General features: G+C 64.9%; 19 protein-coding genes. 8 read left to right on the top strand and 11 right to left on the bottom strand.

Annotated elements, in window-relative coordinates; all coding sequences use genetic code 11:
* The first annotated feature begins 98 nt into the window (after positions 1-98).
* From rlmN to argG, 4 genes are all read left to right on the top strand, one after another.
* Entirely contained in the window at positions 99-1,301 is a 1,203-nt protein-coding gene (gene rlmN, locus AC0L2O_RS25645; RefSeq protein ID WP_473371661.1) for a dual-specificity RNA methyltransferase RlmN, read from the top strand.
* A gap of 156 nt (positions 1,302-1,457) precedes the next feature.
* Positions 1,458-1,952, top strand: coding sequence for a hypothetical protein (locus AC0L2O_RS25640; RefSeq protein ID WP_473371660.1), 495 nt, complete (start codon positions 1,458-1,460; stop codon positions 1,950-1,952).
* A 135-nt stretch (positions 1,953-2,087) separates the two neighbouring features.
* On the top strand, positions 2,088-2,864 hold the full coding sequence (locus AC0L2O_RS25635) for a phosphatase PAP2 family protein (RefSeq protein ID WP_473371659.1): 777 nt from the start codon (positions 2,088-2,090) through the stop codon (positions 2,862-2,864).
* A 94-nt stretch (positions 2,865-2,958) separates the two neighbouring features.
* Entirely contained in the window at positions 2,959-4,296 is a 1,338-nt protein-coding gene (gene argG, locus AC0L2O_RS25630) for an argininosuccinate synthase (protein ID WP_409191210.1), read from the top strand.
* Between the two features lie 162 nt (positions 4,297-4,458).
* Here the strand turns inward: argG and AC0L2O_RS25625 are convergent, their stop codons facing one another.
* From AC0L2O_RS25625 to sdhC, 9 genes are all read right to left on the bottom strand, one after another.
* On the bottom strand, positions 4,459-6,624 hold the full coding sequence (locus tag AC0L2O_RS25625; RefSeq protein ID WP_473371658.1) for an OmpA family protein: 2,166 nt from the start codon (positions 6,622-6,624) through the stop codon (positions 4,459-4,461).
* A 186-nt stretch (positions 6,625-6,810) separates the two neighbouring features.
* Complete coding sequence (locus AC0L2O_RS25620) at positions 6,811-7,053, bottom strand: hypothetical protein (RefSeq protein WP_473371657.1); 243 nt, start codon at positions 7,051-7,053, stop codon at positions 6,811-6,813.
* Positions 7,054-7,128: 75 nt separating this feature from the next.
* Positions 7,129-7,515, bottom strand: a complete 387-nt coding sequence (locus AC0L2O_RS25615; RefSeq protein WP_473371656.1) for a VOC family protein — start codon at positions 7,513-7,515, stop codon at positions 7,129-7,131.
* 24 nt (positions 7,516-7,539) lie between these two features.
* Entirely contained in the window at positions 7,540-8,397 is an 858-nt protein-coding gene (locus tag AC0L2O_RS25610; protein ID WP_409191207.1) for an FkbM family methyltransferase, read from the bottom strand.
* A gap of 167 nt (positions 8,398-8,564) precedes the next feature.
* On the bottom strand, positions 8,565-10,718 hold the full coding sequence (locus tag AC0L2O_RS25605; protein ID WP_473371655.1) for a hybrid sensor histidine kinase/response regulator: 2,154 nt from the start codon (positions 10,716-10,718) through the stop codon (positions 8,565-8,567).
* 190 nt (positions 10,719-10,908) lie between these two features.
* Positions 10,909-11,691: a succinate dehydrogenase iron-sulfur subunit gene (locus tag AC0L2O_RS25600; protein WP_369720012.1), complete on the bottom strand. Its 783-nt coding sequence runs from the start codon at positions 11,689-11,691 to the stop codon at positions 10,909-10,911.
* Positions 11,692-11,801: 110 nt separating this feature from the next.
* A complete protein-coding gene (gene sdhA, locus AC0L2O_RS25595) occupies positions 11,802-13,637 on the bottom strand; it encodes a succinate dehydrogenase flavoprotein subunit (protein ID WP_473371654.1) in 1,836 nt (611 codons plus the stop codon).
* A gap of 2 nt (positions 13,638-13,639) precedes the next feature.
* Positions 13,640-14,056 carry a succinate dehydrogenase, hydrophobic membrane anchor protein gene (gene sdhD, locus AC0L2O_RS25590; RefSeq protein ID WP_473371653.1) on the bottom strand — a complete coding sequence of 139 codons (417 nt, stop codon included), beginning with the start codon at positions 14,054-14,056 and terminating at the stop codon, positions 13,640-13,642.
* Entirely contained in the window at positions 14,053-14,451 is a 399-nt protein-coding gene (gene sdhC / locus AC0L2O_RS25585) for a succinate dehydrogenase, cytochrome b556 subunit (RefSeq protein WP_369720009.1), read from the bottom strand. The genes sdhD and sdhC overlap by 4 nt, the downstream gene beginning before the upstream one ends.
* Positions 14,452-14,961: 510 nt before the next feature.
* Here sdhC and AC0L2O_RS25580 point away from each other — a divergent pair.
* Positions 14,962-15,822 carry a sulfite exporter TauE/SafE family protein gene (locus AC0L2O_RS25580; RefSeq protein ID WP_473371652.1) on the top strand — a complete coding sequence of 287 codons (861 nt, stop codon included), beginning with the start codon at positions 14,962-14,964 and terminating at the stop codon, positions 15,820-15,822.
* Positions 15,823-16,014: 192 nt separating this feature from the next.
* Here AC0L2O_RS25580 and AC0L2O_RS25575 read toward each other — a convergent pair whose 3' ends face one another.
* Complete coding sequence (locus AC0L2O_RS25575; protein ID WP_473371651.1) at positions 16,015-16,512, bottom strand: DUF3658 domain-containing protein; 498 nt, start codon at positions 16,510-16,512, stop codon at positions 16,015-16,017.
* A 29-nt stretch (positions 16,513-16,541) separates the two neighbouring features.
* Positions 16,542-18,071, bottom strand: coding sequence for a malonate--CoA ligase (locus tag AC0L2O_RS25570; protein WP_473371650.1), 1,530 nt, complete (start codon positions 18,069-18,071; stop codon positions 16,542-16,544).
* Positions 18,072-18,183: 112 nt separating this feature from the next.
* Here AC0L2O_RS25570 and AC0L2O_RS25565 point away from each other — a divergent pair, with 112 nt between their 5' ends.
* From AC0L2O_RS25565 to AC0L2O_RS25555, 3 genes are all read left to right on the top strand, one after another.
* The gene (locus AC0L2O_RS25565; protein ID WP_409191205.1) at positions 18,184-18,945 is read left to right on the top strand and encodes an SDR family oxidoreductase; all 762 of its coding nucleotides are present in this window, start codon (positions 18,184-18,186) and stop codon (positions 18,943-18,945) included.
* Between the two features lie 304 nt (positions 18,946-19,249).
* Complete coding sequence (locus AC0L2O_RS25560; protein ID WP_473371649.1) at positions 19,250-19,804, top strand: fasciclin domain-containing protein; 555 nt, start codon at positions 19,250-19,252, stop codon at positions 19,802-19,804.
* Between the two features lie 183 nt (positions 19,805-19,987).
* Positions 19,988-20,617 carry a cytochrome b/b6 domain-containing protein gene (locus AC0L2O_RS25555; protein ID WP_473371648.1) on the top strand — a complete coding sequence of 210 codons (630 nt, stop codon included), beginning with the start codon at positions 19,988-19,990 and terminating at the stop codon, positions 20,615-20,617.
* The last annotated feature ends 5 nt before the right edge of the window (positions 20,618-20,622 follow it).

Genomic DNA, 20,622 nt, shown 5'->3' with positions numbered 1-20,622 from the left:
CGCGAACTATGGTGCGCAATTGCGCACCTGAGAATCTCGAGGTTCCGGGTCTGGTCCTTCGGACCATCCCGGAACGACCACCTAATCAGGTCCTTTCAATGCAACCGACGACCGAGCCGCGCAATGCAATACTGGTGGAGAAGACTCCACTCGAAGTCTATGTGCCGCCGGCAAAGCCGTCGCTCATCGGACTGTCGCGCAACGAGCTCGCCGATCGTCTCGGCGAGATCGGCGTGGCTCCGGCCCAGCGCAAGATGCGCGTGCAGCAGTTGTGGCACTGGATGTATTTCCGGGGGGCCCAGAATTTTGACGAGATGACCTCGGTCTCGAAGGGCATTCGCACCGATCTCGCCTTGCATTTCACCGTCGACCGGCCCGATGTCGTGGCCGAACAGATATCCAATGACGGCACGCGCAAATGGCTGCTGCGGCTGCCGAGCGGCGACAATGTCGAAAAGGCGCACGAAGTCGAGTGCGTCTACATTCCCGAGAACGATCGCGGCACATTGTGTGTTTCCTCTCAGGTCGGCTGCACCTTGAACTGCTCGTTCTGCCACACCGGGACCCAGCGCCTGGTGCGCAATCTCACCGCCGGCGAGATCGTCGGACAGGTGATGGTGGCGCGCGATCGCCTGAACGACTGGGCCGATCGCGAGGACGGCACGCGTCGGGTCACCAATATCGTGATGATGGGCATGGGCGAGCCGCTCTACAATTTCGAGGCGGTGCGCGATGCGCTGCTGATCGTCGGCGACAATGAAGGCATCGGCATTTCCCGCCGCCGCATTACGCTGTCGACCTCCGGCGTCGTGCCGAACATCGGGCGCGCCGGCGACGAGATCGGCGTGATGCTCGCGATCTCGCTGCATGCAGTGCGTGACGAGCTGCGCAACGAGCTGGTGCCGCTCAACCGCAAATATCCGATCGCCGAATTGTTGCAGGCTTGCCGCGACTATCCCGGCGCGTCGAACGCGCGCCGCATCACCTTCGAATATGTGATGCTCAAGGGCGTCAACGATTCGCTCGAGGATGCGAAGCTGCTGGTCAAGCTGCTCAAGGGCATCCACGCCAAGATCAACCTGATCCCGTTCAATCCCTGGCCTGGCACGGCCTATGAATGTTCGGACTGGGACCAGATCGAAAAATTCTCCGAATACATCTTCAACGCCGGCTATTCCTCGCCGGTACGCACCCCGCGCGGCCGCGACATCCTCGCCGCCTGCGGTCAGCTCAAGTCGGAGACCGAGAAGCTCTCCGCAAGAGAACGCCAGGCGCTCCGCGCCATGGCGATGACGGATTAGCGATCATGTCAACGCTCTCGCCTCCCCGTCATTGCGAGCGAAGCGAAGCAATCCAGAGTCTTTCCGCAGAGGCAGACTGGATTGCTTCGCGGAGCCTGTCATCGGGCCGCGCTTCGCGCGGACCCGGTGGTTCGCAATGACGGCGAGGGTGCCGTCATGTCCCTGATCGGCCGCCTCATCGTCATCTTCATCGGCTTTCTCGCCGCCTGTTTCGTCGGCGGCATGATCGTCGTGCTTGCGCTGCTGTTTCCGGAATTCGCCGATCTTGGCGCGGGTCCCGTCGATCAGGGCACGATCGACATCCTGCTCGGGTTCGGCTTCATCTTCGTCTCCGGTTTTGCGCTGGTGCCGGCGGCGGTGATCGTTGCGGTCACCGAGGCGCTCTATATTCGCAGCGCGCTCGCCTACGCCGTCGGCGGTGGCCTGGTCGGGCTTGCCTGTTATCTCGGCCTCGTTCCCTTTCACTCCGAGACACTGCAATTCGAGGGCGTCGTGCGGCGTCACCTGGAGATCATGACCGGCGCGGGCATCGTCGCCGGCGTGGTTTACTGGCTGATCGCCGGCCGCAACGCCGGTGCCTGGCGCCAGCCGTTGCCCCCGCGCCAGCCGCCTCCGCCGCTGCCGTCGCAGTCCCGGCCGGATGTGCGGTAGTCAGCACCGTCATTCCGGGGCGATGCGAAGCATCGAACCCGGAATCTCGAGATTCCGGGTCTGGTCCTTCGGACCATCCCGGAATGACCGCTGCGAGGGTTTTCATCCCCTCGTCACTCCGCTAAACCGCGCGCTATGAACCGGACCGGACTCTTCATTGCCCTGGCGCTGTGGCTCGTGATCGGCATCGTCTTCGGGCTCTATCCCGAGCTCGACCTCAAGCTCGCCGCGCTGTTCTTCGATCCCCAGACCAAGACATTTCCGCTCAAGCTGAGCGATTGGGCCGGGTTCGCGCGAAATGTCGCGATGTGGGTTGCGTGGGTGTTCGTGCTGCCGCCTCTGATCGCGCTCGTGGCCAAGATGGCCCGGCCCGATCGCCCGCTGATGGTGTCGGGGCGCGCGATCATCTTCCTGCTGGTCACCATCATTCTGTCGGCTGGCATCCTCACCAATCTCACGTTCAAGACCTATTGGGGCCGTCCGCGTCCGGTGGTGGTGACGGAGTTCGCCGGCGATCTGCAGTTCGTGCCGTGGTGGGATCCGCGCGGCGGCTGCGCGCGCAACTGCTCGTTCTTCTCGGGCGAGGGCGCGACCGCGTTCTGGACGGTGGCCCCGGCTGCGCTGGCGCCACCTGCATGGCGGCCCTTGGCTTATGCCGGCGCCGTGGTGTTCGGCCTCGTCACCAGCGCCCTGCGAATGGCGTTCGGCGGTCACTTCTTCACCGATGTTTCGATCGCCGGCCTCGTCACCTTTGTCGTGATCTGGTTTGCCTATGCGCTAATCTATCGCTGGCCGCGAACGCGGTTTTCGGACGAGGCGGTCGATGCCGCCCTGACCCGGCTGAACATGCCCGCCTACCGCTTCCGCCAGCGCCTGTTCAGCCGCAAGCCAGGTCCCACAGCGTCGATTTGAGCCATTAAATGCGTGCTCAGCCCCGCGAAATTTGATAATCGCGCGGTCAAACCACACCCGCCATCCGCCCCTTCGAGACCCGATTGGAAGCCTCATGACCACGATCCTGAAAAGCCTGCCCAAGGGCGAGAAAGTCGGCATCGCGTTTTCGGGCGGTCTCGACACCAGCGCCGCACTGCTCTGGATGAAGCAGAAGGGCGCGCGCTGCTACGCCTATACCGCCAATCTCGGCCAGCCCGATGAGGCCGACTACAACGAGATCCCGCGCAAGGCGATGGAGTTCGGTGCGGAGAAAGCCCTGCTGGTCGATTGCCGCACGCAGCTCGTCCATGAAGGCATCGCCGCGATCCAGTCCGGCGCCTTCCACATCTCGACCGGCGGCCTCACCTATTTCAACACCACGCCATTGGGGCGCGCCGTCACCGGCACGATGCTGGTCGCCGCGATGAAGGAAGACGGCGTCAACATCTGGGGCGACGGCTCGACCTTCAAGGGCAACGACATCGAGCGTTTCTATCGCTACGGGCTTTTGACTAATCCGGGCCTGCGCATCTACAAGCCCTGGCTCGACCAGCAGTTCATCGACGAACTCGGCGGCCGCGCCGAGATGTCGGCGTTCATGACCGCGCAGGGTTTCGCCTACAAGATGAGCGCCGAGAAGGCGTATTCGACCGACAGCAATCTGCTCGGCGCCACGCATGAAGCCAAGGACCTCGAAAGCCTCGACAGCGGCATCAAGATCGTCAACCCGATCATGGGCGTGCCGTTCTGGCGCGACGACTGCAGCGTCAAGGCCGAAAAGGTCGTGGTGCGTTTCGAGGAGGGCCAGCCCACGGCGCTGAACGGCCAGACCTTCAGCGATCCCGTCGCGCTGTTGCTCGAAGCCAATGCCATCGGTGGCCGTCACGGCCTCGGCATGAGCGACCAGATCGAGAACCGCATCATCGAGGCCAAGAGCCGCGGCATCTACGAGGCGCCCGGCATGGCGCTGCTGCACATCGCCTATGAGCGCCTCGTCACCGGCATCCACAACGAGGACACCATCGAGCAATACCGCATCAGCGGCATGCGCCTCGGCCGCCTGCTGTACCAGGGCCGCTGGTTCGATCCGCAAGCCTTGATGCTGCGCGAGACCGCGCAGCGCTGGGTCGCACGCGCCGTCACCGGCGAGGTCACGCTCGAACTGCGCCGCGGCAACGACTATTCGCTGCTGAACACGGAAAGCCCCAACCTGACCTACGCCCCGGAGCGGCTCAGCATGGAGAAGGTCGAGGACGCACCGTTCACGCCGGAGCATCGCATCGGCCAGCTCACCATGCGCAATCTCGACATCGCCGACACGCGCACCAAGCTGAAGCTCTACACGGATACGGGTCTGCTCTCGGGCAGCGAAGGCTCGCAGATCTTCAAGCTCGAGAGCGACAAGGATTGATTCCTTCGTAGCCCGGATGGAGCGCAGCGCAATCCGGGGCCTTGCAACGCGGAGAGACCCTCCCGGATTTCGCTGCGCTCCATCCGGGCTACGAAAGCAAGCATGACACGAACAAAAATGGCCGGGATCACTCCCGGCCATTTTGCCTTTGTGGCTGTCGCCTCAGCGCGGCGGCACGGTGCCGGGCGGGGGCGGGGGCAGCGAGGCCTGCCCGCCGTTGAGCAGCGGGGTGATGCGGCGCACGGTGACGCGCCGGTTGATCCGGCTTGGCCCGTCCGTCTGCTCCTTCAGATACTGCCTGCCGTAGCCCTGCGAGGTCAGGTTCTCCGCCGGCACACCGAATTGCTGCGTCAGCAATTCGGCCGCGGCCTGCGCACGGCGATCCGACAATGACAGATTGTCGACGTCGTTGCCGGTCGCATCGGTGTGTCCCTCGATCAGGAACACTTCGCGCGGGTTGCGCTGGATCGCCCGGTTGAGGCCGTCGGCGATCGCTTGCAGCCGCGCCGCCTGGTCCTGCGGGATGGTCCACGATCCCGATTCGAAATTGATCGTGTTGACGTCGATGCTCGGCATCTGCATGCGAACATTGGGACTGTAGCGGATCTCGTCGAGCGAGTAGCGCCGATCGATCCGCTGCACCGGCGGTGCCTCCATGGTCTCGTAGATCACGTCCGGCGACGCCTCCTGCGCGTCGACGATGTAGCGATCGTAGGGAATGCTGACGACCGGCGGCGGCACGTCAACATAGAAGCCGCCGACCGACTGCGGATCGCGGTAGCTGTTGTCGATGATGACGATCTCGCGCCCGCCGCGGTCTCTGCGGATTCGGCGCAGCAGCGAGCCGTCCGCACCGACGACGGTGATCACCTCGCTGCCGTCGGGACGGATCACGACGGTGCGGGTTTCGCCGCCGACAGTCTCGGTGCGGATGTCGCGGGCACCGTAGCGGAAGCGATAGAGATCGTTGCCGCGGACGTATTCCTGCCCGCCCGGGTCGCGGATGATGATGCGGTCCGGCTCGGTGTAGACGGTGCGGCCGCCTTCGACGACCTCGTGCCGCTGGTTGCGATAGTCGGCGATGGTCGCACCGATCACCGCGCCGGCCACTACGCCCGCGCCGAACGCGAGCGGCGTCAGGTCGCGCTGCGGCGGACGCGGCGGCGGCGGCAGGGGCGTGGTGGTCGTGGGCGCGGCGCGGAAAGCGGGCGTGACCGTCGGCGGAGTGTATTGCGCCCTACCGGGCGGTGGCGCTGCGGCCGCCGTGCCAGACACGGCAGATGGCGCTGCGGCGCCGGCGGGGGGAGTCGGCGGCCGCGGCGGCAGGCCCGCCTGCGGCGGCGCAGTCGGAGTTCCGGCAGCCGGCGCGCCGGCAGGAGGCGTTCCGCCCTGACGTCCGGGTAGGCCGCCGGGGGCCGGCGTCGCGCTCGGTGCAGGGGTTGCGCCGGGCGCAGGCGTCGCTGCCGGACCCGGACGTCCCGACGGCGCGGTCGGAGTGCCGGGGGCCGGGGTCGGTGCTGGGGTTGCGCTGGGCGCAGGCGTCGGTGCCGCACCCGGACGCCCTGACGGGGCGGTCGGAGTGCCGGCACCGGGCGTCGGCGTGGTCGCTGGCGCGGGCGTAGCGCCTGGAGCGGGCGATGATCCTGCTGCCGGAGGCTGGCCTGAACGACCGGGCGGGGATGAACCGGGGCGTCCCGCCGGGGGTGCGCCGGGCGTGCTGCCCGGAGCCGGCGTCGCGGTCGGCGCAGGCGTAGGTGCAGGTGTTGCGCTCGGGGCAGGCGTGGGCCGTCCCGCCGTCGGTGCTGCCGAGGGCGTTGCCGTCGGCGCAGGCGTGGGCCGTCCCGTTGGAGCCGGTGCTATCGGCGCGTGCTGCTGCGGAGCCGCTGCGGGAGGGGCCGGCGGCGGGGTCGGAGCCGGACGTGCCGCGGGTGGTGGCGGCGGCGGAGGGGGCGGAGCATGCTGCTGCGGCGCCGGGGCCGGAGGCGGCGACGGCGGCTTCGGAGCGGCAGGGGGTGGTGGTGGCGGAGGAGGAGCTGGACGTGCCGCCGGCGGTGGCGGCGGCGGAGTTGGGCGCGCCGGCGCGGCAGCCGGCGGGGGCGGAGCTGGCGGGTGGGGCGGTGCTGCCGTCGGCGGGGGTGTGGCCGGGCGCGCGGGCGCCGCTGGCGCTCCCTTCGGAGGCTGCTTCGGTTTTCCGTCAGGGCCCGTCTCTGGGCTCTGGGCCTGCGCAACCACGATCGGCGCTGCGCTTTGCGCATGCGATGCGGAGCTGGCGAATTGCATCGCGGTCAGAGCGGTCGTGGCGAGCAGCACGAAACGAAGATTGGTCATGATGGTGAACTTCCCCGGAAGGTTCTTTGACGAAGTGCTGGGATGAACAGCTACGCGTAGGGCCGCATTGTGGCGGGCGAAGAGGTCGCGGCCCGATTTATTTCTGCACGCAAATCACGTCACGCTGGCGACGTTCATTGCGCATTCAGAGGCAGGTTGCAATCGCCGGCCATGTGATCGTTCCCCTCACGCGCGATCCTGCGACGATTTCGCATCGGTCGCGGGATTGGGCATGAGCGGCCCGCTCGGTCCACGCGATGGAATCTCCTCGGGCATGCGGCCCGGCAATTCATCGGGCGAGGGTGATTCGCCGGGCTCGCGCACTGGCGGCGTGATTTCAGGCTGCGGACCGCCGGGTGGGACTCCGGGTGGTGGCTCGGTGGGCGTGCCCGGTGTCGACGGCGGTATCTCAGGCGGTTCGATCGGCATCGGCATCATCGCGACCAGTTGTCCGGAGGACGACAACGACGACGCGGCGCTGATGTTCCGCCTCGAATCGTCGTCTTATTCGGGCGCGTGGCAGACGGCCTCGATGTTGTGGCCGTCGGGATCGAGCACGAACGCGCCATAATAGCTCGGATGATAATGCGCACGGATGCCGGGCGACCCGTTGTCGCGGCCGCCGGCCGCCATCGCTGCCTTGTAAAAGGCATCGACCGTGGCACGGTCTTTCGCGAGAATGGCGACATGCACCGGCTTGTTCAGCCCACCCTCGCCGCCGATCCAGAAATCCGGCTTGCCGTCGGCGCCGAAGCCCGCGGCCGGATCGTGGCCGGTCTGCTCCTGCGTGACCTCCATGATCAGGCTGTAGCCGAGCGGCGCCAGCGCTTTGCTGTAGAACGTTTTGGCGCGCTCATAGTCGGAGACGGAGAAACCCATATGGTCGATCATCGCAACCTCCGTTGGTCGTCATCGTCAACGTGACAGGAATGTATTGCTCCGCGTCTTGCGCGCAATCGCAAAGCCGCGCGCGACCATGTCGGCAATACAATCGTCCCGCCATTCGTTTTGTGACAGATGCTCGATCACCACCGCGCGAGGCCATAGCGATTGTGGCGCATCGCGGAAGAAGCCGATCAGCACGCGGTCCTCAAAACCTTCGACGTCGATTTTCAGCGAATCGACTTTCGTGACGCCGGCCTCGTCGAGAATGCGTGTCAGCCGCAACGACGGGACCCTGATTGCCTTGCCGCTGACCGGGCCAGTGACGACATGCGTAGCACCGAGATTGCCGCCGCCGCTCTCGATCATCAGCTCGCCGTCGCTGTCGCCCGCGGCGGCCTGCACCAGCCGCACCTGGGTCGCTTTCGATGCGGCCTGATTGAAGCAAAGCCGTCCAAACGTCGTCGGATGCGGCTCGATCGCCACCACCTTGCCGTCGGATCCGACCTGCTGCGCCATCACCAGCGCAAAGGTGCCGACATTGGCGCCGACGTCGACGAACACGCCGCCGGCTTGGGTGTGCTGCCGCAGGAAATCGAGCTCATCGAGATTGTAGTCGGGATTGAACAGCGCGCCGCGCTCGGTCGCGCTGCCCTGATGATGGAAACGGAACGAGGCGCCCTGATACCGCATGTCGACCGGACCGCCGCGCAGCAGATTGACCAGCCGCGACAGCCAGGGACGGAATGCGCCGCGCTTCAGCCCCGATTGTTGCGCGAGGCGAATGATCGCAGCCTGCGCCGCGTTCGGGGCAAAGGCGCCGAACGGCGCGGACGACGGGTTGGTCTCGGACGTCAAGCCAAAAGTCCTTGTTGCAAGCGGCGCATGCATAGCGGGTTTTGATAAGGACTCCAATGTGGAGAAAAGAATGTAGCCTGGATGGAGCGCAGCGTAATCCAGGGTTCTCGCGTCTGGCTCGACTGTCCCGGATTGCGCTGCGCTCCATCCGGGCTACGGCTTCACGCGGCCCCGTTCGGCGCTGCCGTGCGCCCGCCGCGTCATTCGGCGGCGCCGTCGCGCACCCGCCTTGGGCGCGCCGCCTGATGCAGCACGCGCGACAGCTCGTCGATCGAATAGGGCTTTTGCACGAGCTCGAAGCCGAGGCTGCCCTGCTGCGACAACGCCTCGCTATATCCCGTGGTCAGCACGACCGGCACGCCGATGCTGCGATCACGGATCGCCTGCGCGAGATCCAGCCCGGTCATTCCAGGCATCACCACGTCCGAGAACACGACGTCGAACCGATCGGCATCGACCACCAGCTCGGCGAGCGCGTCGGTGGCATTGTCGACCAGCGTAATGCTGTAGCCGAGCTCGGTCAGTCCGTCGGCGGCGAAGTTGCCGAGCTCGATATTGTCCTCGACCACCAGCACCGACATGCCGCTGCCGGCGATCGCCGGCGCCGTGGTCGGCGCCTGACTGCGGGGCAAGAGATCCGCCGGGACGCGCGGCAGGTAGAGCGAGAAGGTGCTGCCCTGGCCGAGCTCGCTCGTCACCGTTACCTCGCCGCCGGATTGCCCGGCGAAGCCGAACACCTGCGACAGGCCGAGCCCGGTGCCCTGACCGACCTCTTTGGTGGTGAAGAACGGCTCGAAGATGCGCCCCAGCCGAGTTGCGGGAATGCCGATTCCGGTGTCGCCGACTGCGACGCGGACAAAGCCATGGCGACCCCCGAACCGGCTGCCCGACGATTGCGCCAGCGTGTCCGGAACATTCGTCGCCGCCTGCACCGTGAAGACGATCCGGCCCTTGCCTTGCATGGCATCGCGCGCATTGGTCGCCATGTTGATCAGCGCCGTCTCGAACTGGCCGGCATCGGCATTGACCAGGCAAGGCTCCCCCGGCAGCCGCATGATGATCTCGATCGCCGGTCCGAGCAGCGTGACCAGCATGTCGCGCAGCGATTCCATCCGCGCGCCGACATCGAACACTTCGGGCTTCAGGGTCTGGCGCCGTGCAAAGGCCAGCAGCTGCGAGGTCAGCTTGGCCGCGCGCGAGACCGCCTCCGCGATCGCCGTGATGTAGCGCTGCCGGCGCTCCTCGCTCAGTTGCGGCCGGTTCAACAGATCGACCGACGCGCGGATTACGGTGAGGAGGTTGTTGAAGTCGTGGGCGACGCCGCCGGTGAGCTGGCCCAGCGCTTCCAGCCGCTGGCTGTGCTTGAGCGCGTCCTCGGCCTCGCGCCGCTTTGCGGCCTCGGTCTGCAGATGCTGCGTGCGCCGGAATGCCAAGGCCAGCAGAATGAACAGCAGCGCGGTCGCGGGAACCCCGAATACCAGATGCTGGCTCATGGTGGCGAGCCAGCGCGCGCGGATCGCCGAGGTCTCCAGCCCCGCGCTGACATAGATCGGATATTCGGCGATGCGCCGGTAGCCGATGCGCCGTTCGATCCCGTCCGAGGGCCAAGCGACAGTCATGAGCCCGTGCTCCGGGTGAGCCGCGATCTTCTGGCCGACCGTCCCGCTCGGGTCGAGCCGGAGGTCGCGATCGGGCCGCGGATACTGCGCCAGCAGCACCCCGTCGGTGCGACCCATCGCGAAGAAGCTGCCGGGATCGGAGCCGATCCTGGCGTAAAAGCTCTCGAAATATTCCGGCAGGACGGAAGCCTGGATCACGCCGATGAAGCTGCCATCGTCGGAATCGCGGCGGCGGCTGACGCCGAAGAAGCGCGCACCTTGGTAGGGCTGCCGCGGTGTCAGGGGCATCCCAATGAACGTGCCGATGGTCTGGTCGACATGGGCATAGAAATAGTCGCGGTCGGCAAAACTCTGCTCCGGCGGCGGCGAGGCAAGGCTGTTGACCAGCGACCTTCCATCCGCGTCGAAGATCCAGGCCGATTTGAGCTGCGGCAGCGAATCGGTGAGCTGCTTCAGGCGCCGATGCAGCGCGGGTTCGCGCGCCCGGATGATGTCGTCCGGAACGCCACGCACGACCTCGTTGATCTCGGCGAGGCTGCGGTCGATCGTCTCGAACACCTTGAGCGCGTGCTCATGCGCGACATCGAGGGTGCGCTCGATCTCGCGGTCAGCGATCTCCGCGGTCGAGGTGTAGGAGATCATGGAGGCGATCGCGAACAGCGCAATCGGCAGCGCCAGGGATGCCGCCATCATCCACTGCAAAAGTCTCAGCGAATTGCGTTGCGCGCCCTGCACAGTCGCTCCGGTCCCTGACGGGAGCTTAACTGAAGATGCCGCTGAGAAGGAAGCTGCTTATGCTGTGACCTCTGGTTGCAATTCAGCAGACCCACTCTCGCCACGGAGGTGAGGGGAAAATTCTACTTAAATTGATGGCCGCCGTGGAATGCCCCGGCCGCTCAGGCCGGGGTTGCAGCACAAACGTCGCCTAGATCTGGCGTTCGACCATCTTGAGCTTGAGCTCGGCAATGGCTTCGGCCGGGTTGAGGCCCTTCGGGCACGCCTTCGCGCAGTTCATGATGGTGTGGCAGCGATACAGTCGGAACGGATCCTCGAGATTGTCGAGCCGCTCGCCGGTGGCTTCATCCCGCGAATCGGACACCCAGCGGTTGGCCTGGAGCAGCGCGGCAGGGCCGAGATAACGTTCGCTGTTCCACCAATAGCTCGGGCACGAGGTCGAGCAGCAGGCGCACAGGATGCATTCATACAAGCCGTCGAGCTTCTCGCGGTCCTCGTGGCTCTGGCGCCATTCCTTCTGCGGCGTCGGCGAGGTCGTCTTCAGCCACGGCTCGATCGAGGCGTACTGCGCGTAGAAATTGGTGAGGTCGGGGACGAGATCCTTCACCACCGGCTGGTGCGGCAGCGGATTGATCTTGACCGCGCCGTCCTTCACGTCGTGCATCGAACGGGTGCAGGCCAGCGTGTTCTGCCCGTCGATGTTCATGGCGCAGGAGCCGCAGACGCCTTCGCGGCAGGAGCGGCGGAAGGTCAGCGACGGGTCGATGTGGTTCTTGATCCAGATCAGGCCGTCCAGCACCATCGGACCGCAATCGTGGGTGTCGACGTAATAGGTGTCGACGCTCGGATTTTTGCCGTCGTCCGGATTCCAGCGATAGACGCGGAATTCGCGAACCTCAGTCGCGCCCGCGGGCTTCGGCCAGGTCTTGCCGCCTGATATCTTCGAGTTCTTCGGAAGTGCGAATTCAACCATTGCTCTAACCTTTCGTCATTCCGGGGCGATGCGCAGCATCGAACCCGGAACCTCGAGATTCCGGGTCTGGTCGTTCGGACCATCCCGGAATAACGAGCACTCGTTGCCCCTCAGTACACGCGCGCTTTGGGCGGGATGTACTGCACGTCGTTGGTCATGGTGTAGTTGTGAACCGGGCGGTACTCGATCTTGACCTTGCCGGCATCGTCGAGCCAGGCCAGCGTGTGCTTCATCCAGTCCTTGTCGTCGCGCTCGGAAAAATCCTCGCGCGCATGGGCGCCGCGGCTCTCGGTGCGGTTGGCGGCCGAGTTCATCGTCACCACCGCCTGCGAGATCAGATTGTCGAACTCGAGCGTCTCGACGAGGTCCGAGTTCCACACCAGCGAACGGTCCGACACGGCGATGTCGCTGATGCCGCTATGGACCTTCTCGATCAGGTTCTGGCCTTCGCTCAGGATGTCGCCGGTGCGGAACACCGCGCAATTGTTCTGCATCACATGCTGCATGCCCTCGCGCAGTTTCGCGGTGGGCGTGCCGCCGGAGGCGTAGCGATAATGGTCGAGGCGGCCGAGCGCCAGCTCCGACGAGTTCGCCGGCAGTTCCGGCTGCTTGGCATTGGGCGTGAGCTTCTCGGCGAGGCGCAGCGCCGCGGCGCGGCCGAACACCACGAGATCGATCAGCGAGTTGGAGCCGAGGCGGTTGGCGCCGTGCACGGAGACGCAGGCGGCTTCGCCCAGCGCCATCAGGCCCGGAATGATCGCGTTGTCGTCGCCATCCCTCTTGGTCAGGACTTCGCCGTGATAATTGGTGGGGATGCCACCCATGTTGTAGTGCACGGTCGGCACGATCGGGATTGGCTCGCGCGTCACGTCGACATTGGCGAAGATCTTTGCGGATTCCGAGATGCCCGGCAGCCGCTCGGCCAGCACCGCGGGATCGAGATGGTCGAGATGAAGGAAGATGTGGTCCTTCTTCTTGCCGACGCCGCGGCCTTCGCGGATTTCGATGGTCATCGCGCGCGAGACGACGTCGCGCGAGGCGAGGTCCTTGGCGGAGGGCGCGTAGCGCTCCATGAAGCGCTCGCCCTCGGAGTTGACGAGGTAGCCGCCTTCGCCGCGCGCGCCTTCGGTGACGAGACAGCCCGAGCCGTAAATGCCGGTCGGATGGAACTGCACGAACTCCATGTCCTGCATCGGCAGGCCGGCGCGCAGCACCATGCCGCCGCCGTCGCCGGTGCAGGTATGCGCCGAGGTGCAGGAGGCATAGGCGCGGCCGTAGCCGCCAGTCGCCAGAATCACGGTCTGGGCCCGGAAGCGGTGCAGCGTGCCGTCGTCGAGCTTGAGCGCGATGACGCCGCGGCAGGTGCCCTGGTCGTCCATGATCAGGTCGATCGCGAAGAACTCGATGAAGAACTCGGCCGCGTGGCGCAGCGACTGGCCGTACATCGTGTGCAGCATGGCGTGACCGGTGCGGTCGGCGGCGGCGCAGGTGCGCTGCGCCTGGCCCTTGCCGTAGTCCAGGGTCATGCCGCCGAACGGGCGCTGGTAGATCTTGCCGTCCTCGGTGCGCGAGAACGGCACGCCCCAATGTTCGAGCTCGTAGACCGCCTCGGGCGCGTTGCGCACCATGTATTCGATCGCGTCCTGGTCGCCGAGCCAGTCCGACCCCTTCACGGTGTCGTACATGTGCCAGCGCCAGTCGTCCTTGTGCATGTTGCCGAGCGCGGCGGAGATGCCGCCTTGCGCCGCGACCGTATGCGAGCGGGTCGGAAACACCTTGGTGATGCAGGCCGTGCGCAGGCCGGCCTCGCTGCAGCCGACCACGGCGCGCAGGCCCGCGCCGCCGGCGCCGACCACGACCACGTCATAGGTGTGGTCTTCGATCGGGTAGGCTTTTCCGTTGGTGGCGGGAGCGCCGTCGCCCTTGCCATTGGTTGTGGCGGCCATGGTTACACTCCGGACGAAAGTTTCAGGATCGCGTAGGTGGAGGCTAGCGCCACGGCGACCGAGAAGAAGTTGTTGAGCATGATCGAGACGAGCTTCAGCTTCTCGTTATGGATGTAGTCCTCGATCACGACCTGCATGCCGATCTTCATGTGCCATGCGCTGGCGAGGATGAAGAGCAGCAGGATCACCGCGACGGGAATGGAGCTCAGAGTCTGCGCAGCGTAGACCTGGTTGCGGCCAAACAGCATCATGACGATCACCAGCGCCGGGATCATCAGCAGCGTCATGGCGACGCCGGTAATGCGCTGGCGCCAGAAATCACCGGTGCCGGAATGCGCCGCGCCGAGATTGCGGACGCGGCCGAGAGGGGTGCGCATCGAGGAGCCCTTGGGAGAGCCGTGAGATTCGTCAAAGCTCATCGTCCGCCTCCGATCGCATAGGCGATGATCCAGACCAGCACCGTCAGCACGATGCCGCCGATCAGCGCGCCCCAGGTCAGCGCTTCGCGCTCATTGGCCTTGAAGCCGTAGCCGAGGTCCCAGACGAAGTGCCGGATGCCGCTCAGCATATGGTGCATCAGCGCCCAGGTGTAGCCGAACACGATGAGCCGGCCGATGAGGCTGCCGGTGAAGGCCTGGACGTGGCCATAGGCGGCAGGGCCGGACGCCGCCGCGATCAGCCACCAGACCAGCAGCAGGGTTCCGACATAAAGGGCGATACCGGTGGCGCGATGGACGATGGAGAGCGCCATCGTCAGCGTCCAGCGGTAGACTTGGACGTGTGGGGAAAGCGGTCGTTCGATCCGTGCGGTCATGGGCTTTGATGTTCTAGGGCGGCCCAACCGGGCGCGCGGGGGGATCGCGAGAGGTTGGCTCTATTTACGGAGTCGATTCCGCCTGCGCAATCACCAATTCGCCATAAATCGAACGGGAGTTCAGCGCTAGAGCGTTGATGAAGCTAGACCAATCAGCGGCTTGGTATACCAGAGCCGCCGAGACGGATCATAGAGCGAATATATATTCATTCTTACTAAAGCCCTGTCAGGTGCGTTGAAATCGCTGTTGGAACGCCTCTAAACGGACCATCTCGTCCAAACCGGCCAAAGCGGCCGCGACCGCTCCGGCGCGCCCCGTCACTCCGGCCCGAGCCGGCTCGTGGTCCATCCTTTTGTCGCCGTTCCGGATATGCGCCGCCAGCATTCCACCCCAGCCGGACAGCGCGACACGTCGACTGCACAAATCAGATCGCCTACAGCTTCGAGCGCAGCTTCCCGCCGAGCGGTCGGTAACGGCGAAGTTGCGATCAGTCGCCGGGCAGGTCAGGGGTGATCGCAGGTCTTGATATCAAGGACATCGCAGAGCTCGCGCTGCTGCTGATCGCAACCGGCGCGCTCTCCGGCTTTTTAGCCGGCGTGTTCGGCATCGGCGGCGGCGCAATCCTCGTGCCGGTATTCTACGAATGCTTCCGCATCGCCGGCGTGCCGCTGGAGGTGCGCATGCCGCTGTGTGTCGGCACCTCGCTCGCGGTGATCATCCCGACGTCGATCCGCTCGTTCCAGGCGCACTACAAGCGCGGCGCCGTCGACATGGCGATCCTGCGCGTCTGGTGGCTGCCGATCCTGATCGGCGTGATCGCCGGCAGCGTGGCCGCGCGCTACGCGCCCGAGCGGCTGTTCAAGATCGTCTTCGTCTGCGTCGCCTGGTCCGCCGCGATACGGCTGATTTTCGCACGCGAGAGCTGGAAGCTCGGAGATGACTTGCCGAACGGCGCGTTGATGCACGTCTACGGCTTCTGCGTCGGCATCCTCTCGACCTTGATGGGCATCGGCGGCGGGCTGTTCTCGAACCTGCTGATGACGTTCTACAGCCGCCCGATCCATCAGGCGGTGGCGACCTCATCCGCGCTCGCGGTGCTGATCTCGATCCCCGGCGCGCTCGGCTACGTCTATGCCGGCTGGCCGGCGGCTTCGAGCCATCCGGGCGTTGTCGCCCTCCAGGCGCCGTTTGCGCTCGGCTACGTCTCGCTGATCGGCGCCGTGCTGGTGATGCCGATGAGCCTCGTGACAGCACCGCTCGGCGTCAGCGCCGCGCATGCGATGTCGAAGCGCACCCTGGAGACGGCGTTCGGATGCTATCTGCTTATCGTCGGCAGCCGCTTTGTGCTGAGCCTGTTGGGCGGACAGTAGGCACCACAGACTCCGTCATTGCGAGCGAAGCGACTTGTCCGCCGAAGCCTCTGGCGAAGGCGGAAGCAATCCAGAATCTCTCCGCGGAGGAAGTCTGGATTGCTTCGTCGCAAGGTCTCCTCGCAAGGACGGGGTCGAGAGCGTGCGCTACAGGAAGTGAACGGCGCGCGCCGATCTGTTCTGAGCGGCGGACTAGTCCTTCAATCGTACTTCGCTGTGGCGCCACATTCGGAGATCGCCGATACCTTCGATACGATCGCAGTCGGAAAGCACCTTCAATCGGGCTGCTATCACTTCATCCTCGATCGACAATGCAAGTTCTTTGCAACGATCCATCACAAGCCGAACCATCATGGCGGTCTTCCGCCAGGTCGGTTTCATGACCGAGAAAATGATTTCGTCCAATTGATGCTCGGTGACGGGCGAGGGGAGGCGTACCTCATCCCAGGTGAGTTCGCTTGTAACCGAGGGCGGCTCCCAATCGGCCTCCGGTGGCTCAAGATCCGGGTGCTGTTCGTAAATCGGCGCGAATAGCTTATTTTGCAAAGCGCCGACGATTGCATCAAGCCAATCTCCAAGCTCGATCCGCTCAGCTTTGCCAAGACCTGCGATCGCCATTCGGGCCTGGTCGAGGGCCTCGCAAGCATCAAGAAGATGATCGTTGATCCGAACGGCCTGCTTTCGGTTCATGCGTCCCCACCCCGGCGCGATTGCGCCGCTCACTTCTTCGCGTAAATATCCTTGTAGGTATCGCGCAGCACGTTCTTCTGCACCTTGCCCATGGTGTTGCGCGGCAGTTCGTCGACGACGAAGACGCGCTTGGGCATCTTGAATTTTGCCACGCGGCCGTCGAGCGCCTTCAGCACCGAGGCTTCGCTGATCTCGGCGCCCTTGTTGCAGACCAGGACCGCGGTGACGCCTTCGCCGAAATCGGCATGGGGCACGCCGATCACGGCGGATTCGATCACGCCCGGCATGGCGTCGATCTCGCTCTCGATTTCCTTCGGGTAGACGTTGAAGCCGCCGGAAATCACGAGATCCTTGCCACGTCCCAAAATATGGACGTAGCCCTTGGCGTCGATCTTGCCGAGATCCCCGGTGATGAAGAAGCCGTCGTCACGAAATTCGGCCTTGGTCTTCTCCGGCATGCGCCAATAACCCTTGAACACGTTCGGGCCCTTGACCTCGATCATGCCGATCTCGTTGCGCGGCAATTCCTTGCCCGTCTCGGGATCGGTGACGCGCACGGAGACACCGGGCAGCGGAAACCCGACCGCGCCGGGCACGCGCTCGCCCTCATAGGGATTCGACGTGTTCATGTTGGTCTCGGTCATGCCGTAGCGCTCGAGCACCGCGTGTCCGGTGCGCGCCGCCCATTCGCGGTGGGTCTCGGCCAGCAGCGGCGCCGAGCCCGAGATGAACAGCCGCATGTGCTTCGTGGTCTCGCGCGACAGCGCGGGGTTCTGCAGCAGCCGCGTGTAGAAGGTCGGCACGCCCATCAGCACCGTGGCGCGCGCCATCAGCTTGATGATCAGATCCGGATCGAGCTTCGGCAGGAAGATCATCGATGCCCGCGCAAACAGCGTCACGTTGGTCGCCACGAACAGGCCGTGGGTATGGTAGATCGGCAGCGCGTGGATCAGCACGTCCTTGTCGGTGAAGCGCCAGTAGCCGACCAGGCTCAGCGAGTTCGACGCGAGATTGTCGTGGGTCAGCATCGCGCCTTTGGAACGCCCGGTGGTGCCGGACGTGTAGAGGATCGCGGCGAGATCGTCGCTCGCCCGCGGCACGGTGGTGAATTCGCTGCTCGCCTTGGCGGCGGCGTCGGTCAGCGAGCCCTTGCCGTCGGGCCCGAGCGTCTCGACTTTGGCCTTCACCTTGGCGGCGATCGGGGCGAGCCCTTCGGCCTTGGCGGGATCGCAGACCACCAGCGACGGCTCAGCGTCGCCGATGAAGTAATCGAGCTCGTTGAGCGTGTAGGCGGTGTTGAGTGGCAGGTAGACCGCGCCGGCCCGCACCGTCGCCAGATACAGCACGATGTTGGCAACGGATTTCTCCACCTGCACCGCGACGCGGTCGCCGGGCTTGACGCCGCGCGCGACCAGCACATTCGCCATCTGGCCCGCGCGCGCGATCAGGTCGCCATAGCTGATGCGGGCCCCGTCATGCGTCTCGATCGCGAGGCGCTTTGGATCGTCGAGACCATCGAACAGGCGGGAAAACAAATTGGCGTCGGCAGCTTGGTTCATGCAAGATTTCCTCGACCGCAAGGCTTGACCACAAGGCTTGTTGGCAAGGCCGGTCAAAACCAAGGGCTGGATTAGCAAAAACCGCCCCAATGAAGCAACGGAGACAGTTGGCATGACAAAAAACGGGAAACGCGTGGCCTGGGTGACGGGCGGGGGGAGCGGGATCGGGGAAGCCGGCGCCGAGGCGCTCGCGGCCGACGGCTGGACGGTGGTGGTCTCGGGCCGCCGCAAGGACGCCCTGGATGCTGTCGTTGCGAAGATCGCCAAGGCGGGCGGAGCGGCCGAGGCCATCGCGCTGGACGTGTCTGTCGCCACTGAGGCCCAGAAGGCGGCCGACCAGATTGTCGCCCAGCATGGCCGGATCGACCTGTTGGTGAACAACGCCGGCATCAATGTTCCGAAGCGGAGCTGGAAGGACATGGAACTGGAGGGCTGGGACAGGCTGGTCCAGGTCAATCTCAACGGCGTGCTCTATTGCATGCGCGCGGTGCTGCCGACCATGCGCAAGCAGCAGGACGGCTCGATCATCAACGTCTCGTCGTGGGCTGGCCGCCATGTCTCGAAGATGCCGGGCCCGGCCTACACCACCACCAAGCACGCGGTGCTGGCATTGACCCATTCCTTCAACATGGACGAATGCGTCAACGGCCTGCGCGCCTGCTGCCTGATGCCGGGCGAGGTGGCCACGCCCATCCTGAAGCAGCGCCCGGTGGTGCCGAGCGAGCAGGAGCAGGCGAGAATGCTGCAATCGGAAGATCTCGGCCGCACCATCGCCTTCATCGCAAGCATGCCGCCGCGCGTCTGCATCAACGAGCTCCTGATCAGCCCGACGCATAATCGCGGATTCATCCAGACGCCGCACAACAGGGATTGAGACGCGGTCGAAGCCACGAATTCGTCATAGCGAGCGAAGCGAAGCAATCCAGAAATGTATCCGCGGCGGCAGTCTGGATTGCTTCGTCGCAAGCGCTCCTCGCAATGACGGCGCAGCCACCACACGAACACGCCTCTACTTAGTTTCACGCATCACAAAGAAGTTTTGTTCGAAACCGCTTCGCCGAACCTCCCGTAGTTCGGACCAACGACGCGTGACTGCTTCACGTCAAACTGCCGCAGGCGCCGTTGTTGACCAACGCAAATTCCGGCAATCGCCGGTCACAATCATCGGGAGTTTCTCCATGTCGAAGCGCATTGCCTATCTCACTGCCGCAGCCTTCAGCGCCCTGGCCATCACCGCGACCGTCGTCGCGCCGGTTCGCGCCGAGGAAAAGACCGTCATGGTCGGCGGCGCCGCGATGTTCCCCTCGAAGAACATCGTCCAGAACGCCGTCAATTCGAAAGACCACACCACGCTGGTGGCGGCGGTGAAGGCGGCTGGCCTCGTCCCGACGCTCGAAGGCAAGGGCCCGTTCACCGTGTTCGCGCCGACCAACGCCGCCTTCGGCAAGCTGCCGGCCGGCACCGTCGACACCCTGGTCAAGCCGGAGAACAAGGCGACCCTGACCAAGATCCTCACCTACCATGTCGTGCCCGGCAGGCTCGAAGCCTCCGACCTCACCGACGGCAAGAAGCTGAAGACCGCTGAGGGCGAGGAACTGACGGTCAAGAAGATGGACGGCAAGGTCTGGATCGTCGATGCCAAGGGCGGCACCTCGATGGTGACGATCTCCAACGTCAACCAGTCGAACGGCGTGATCCATGTGGTCGACACCGTGCTGATGCCGGCGACGTAACCCCGCGCGATCCCGTTTCATCCCCGAGACAGGATGCGGCGACACGGCGAGCCGGGGGGTGCCCGGCTCGCTTTTTTGTGACCATGATAGCCTGCCGGCATCGATTCGATCGCGGGTAGGGCGTAACGAAAGCGGATCGAACGGCGTATATTCGGCGACACACGATCCCAGGACGGAACCATCATGTCGAGCCTCACAGTCACCGACGAGCAGGTCAGCGCCAAGCCCACCAAGGTGATCCAGCCGGCCTGGGTCCGCGTGATGCACTGGACCAATGCGGTGGCCATGATCCTGATGATCATGTCGGGCTGGCAAATCTACAACGCCTCACCGTTGTTCGACTTCCGTTTCTCGCATGATATCACGCTGGGCGGCTGGCTCGGTGGCGCCCTGCTCTGGCACTTTGCGGCAATGTGGCTGCTGATGGTCAACGGCCTCGCCTATCTCGTCACCGGTATTGCCACCGGCCGATTCCGGAAAAAACTGCTGCCGATCACGCCGTCCGGCGTGCTCCACGATGTCAGGGCGGCACTGACCTTCAAGCTCGGCCATGACGACCTCAGCGTTTACAATTACGTGCAGCGCACGCTTTATGCCGGCATCATCGTGGTCGGCGTGCTGATCGTGCTGTCGGGGCTGTCGATCTGGAAGCCGGTGCAATTGCATTGGCTGGTGATGCTGTTCGGCGATTACCCGACCGCGCGCTACGTCCATTTCTTCTGCATGGCCGCGATCTGCGCCTTCCTGGTGGTTCACGTCGCGCTCGCGCTCTTGGTGCCGAAGAGCCTGCGCGCAATGATCGTCGGTCGCTAAAGAGG

It is taken from the genome of Bradyrhizobium sp. Kon10, from assembly GCF_055807395.1.
This window is presented reverse-complemented; position numbering and strand designations above follow the sequence as displayed.

Coding starts and splice junctions, on each gene's coding strand:
- rlmN (WP_473371661.1), top strand. CDS start 99: ATGCAACCGACGACCGAGCCGCGCAATGCAATACTGGTGGAGAAGACT.
- AC0L2O_RS25640 (WP_473371660.1), top strand. CDS start 1,458: ATGTCCCTGATCGGCCGCCTCATCGTCATCTTCATCGGCTTTCTCGCC.
- AC0L2O_RS25635 (WP_473371659.1), top strand. CDS start 2,088: ATGAACCGGACCGGACTCTTCATTGCCCTGGCGCTGTGGCTCGTGATC.
- argG (WP_409191210.1), top strand. CDS start 2,959: ATGACCACGATCCTGAAAAGCCTGCCCAAGGGCGAGAAAGTCGGCATC.
- AC0L2O_RS25625 (WP_473371658.1), bottom strand. CDS start 6,624: ATGACCAATCTTCGTTTCGTGCTGCTCGCCACGACCGCTCTGACCGCG.
- AC0L2O_RS25620 (WP_473371657.1), bottom strand. CDS start 7,053: ATGCCGATCGAACCGCCTGAGATACCGCCGTCGACACCGGGCACGCCC.
- AC0L2O_RS25615 (WP_473371656.1), bottom strand. CDS start 7,515: ATGATCGACCATATGGGTTTCTCCGTCTCCGACTATGAGCGCGCCAAA.
- AC0L2O_RS25610 (WP_409191207.1), bottom strand. CDS start 8,397: ATGCATGCGCCGCTTGCAACAAGGACTTTTGGCTTGACGTCCGAGACC.
- AC0L2O_RS25600 (WP_369720012.1), bottom strand. CDS start 11,691: ATGGTTGAATTCGCACTTCCGAAGAACTCGAAGATATCAGGCGGCAAG.
- sdhA (WP_473371654.1), bottom strand. CDS start 13,637: ATGGCCGCCACAACCAATGGCAAGGGCGACGGCGCTCCCGCCACCAAC.
- sdhD (WP_473371653.1), bottom strand. CDS start 14,056: ATGAGCTTTGACGAATCTCACGGCTCTCCCAAGGGCTCCTCGATGCGC.
- sdhC (WP_369720009.1), bottom strand. CDS start 14,451: ATGACCGCACGGATCGAACGACCGCTTTCCCCACACGTCCAAGTCTAC.
- AC0L2O_RS25575 (WP_473371651.1), bottom strand. CDS start 16,512: ATGAACCGAAAGCAGGCCGTTCGGATCAACGATCATCTTCTTGATGCT.
- AC0L2O_RS25570 (WP_473371650.1), bottom strand. CDS start 18,071: ATGAACCAAGCTGCCGACGCCAATTTGTTTTCCCGCCTGTTCGATGGT.
- AC0L2O_RS25565 (WP_409191205.1), top strand. CDS start 18,184: ATGACAAAAAACGGGAAACGCGTGGCCTGGGTGACGGGCGGGGGGAGC.
- AC0L2O_RS25560 (WP_473371649.1), top strand. CDS start 19,250: ATGTCGAAGCGCATTGCCTATCTCACTGCCGCAGCCTTCAGCGCCCTG.
- AC0L2O_RS25555 (WP_473371648.1), top strand. CDS start 19,988: ATGTCGAGCCTCACAGTCACCGACGAGCAGGTCAGCGCCAAGCCCACC.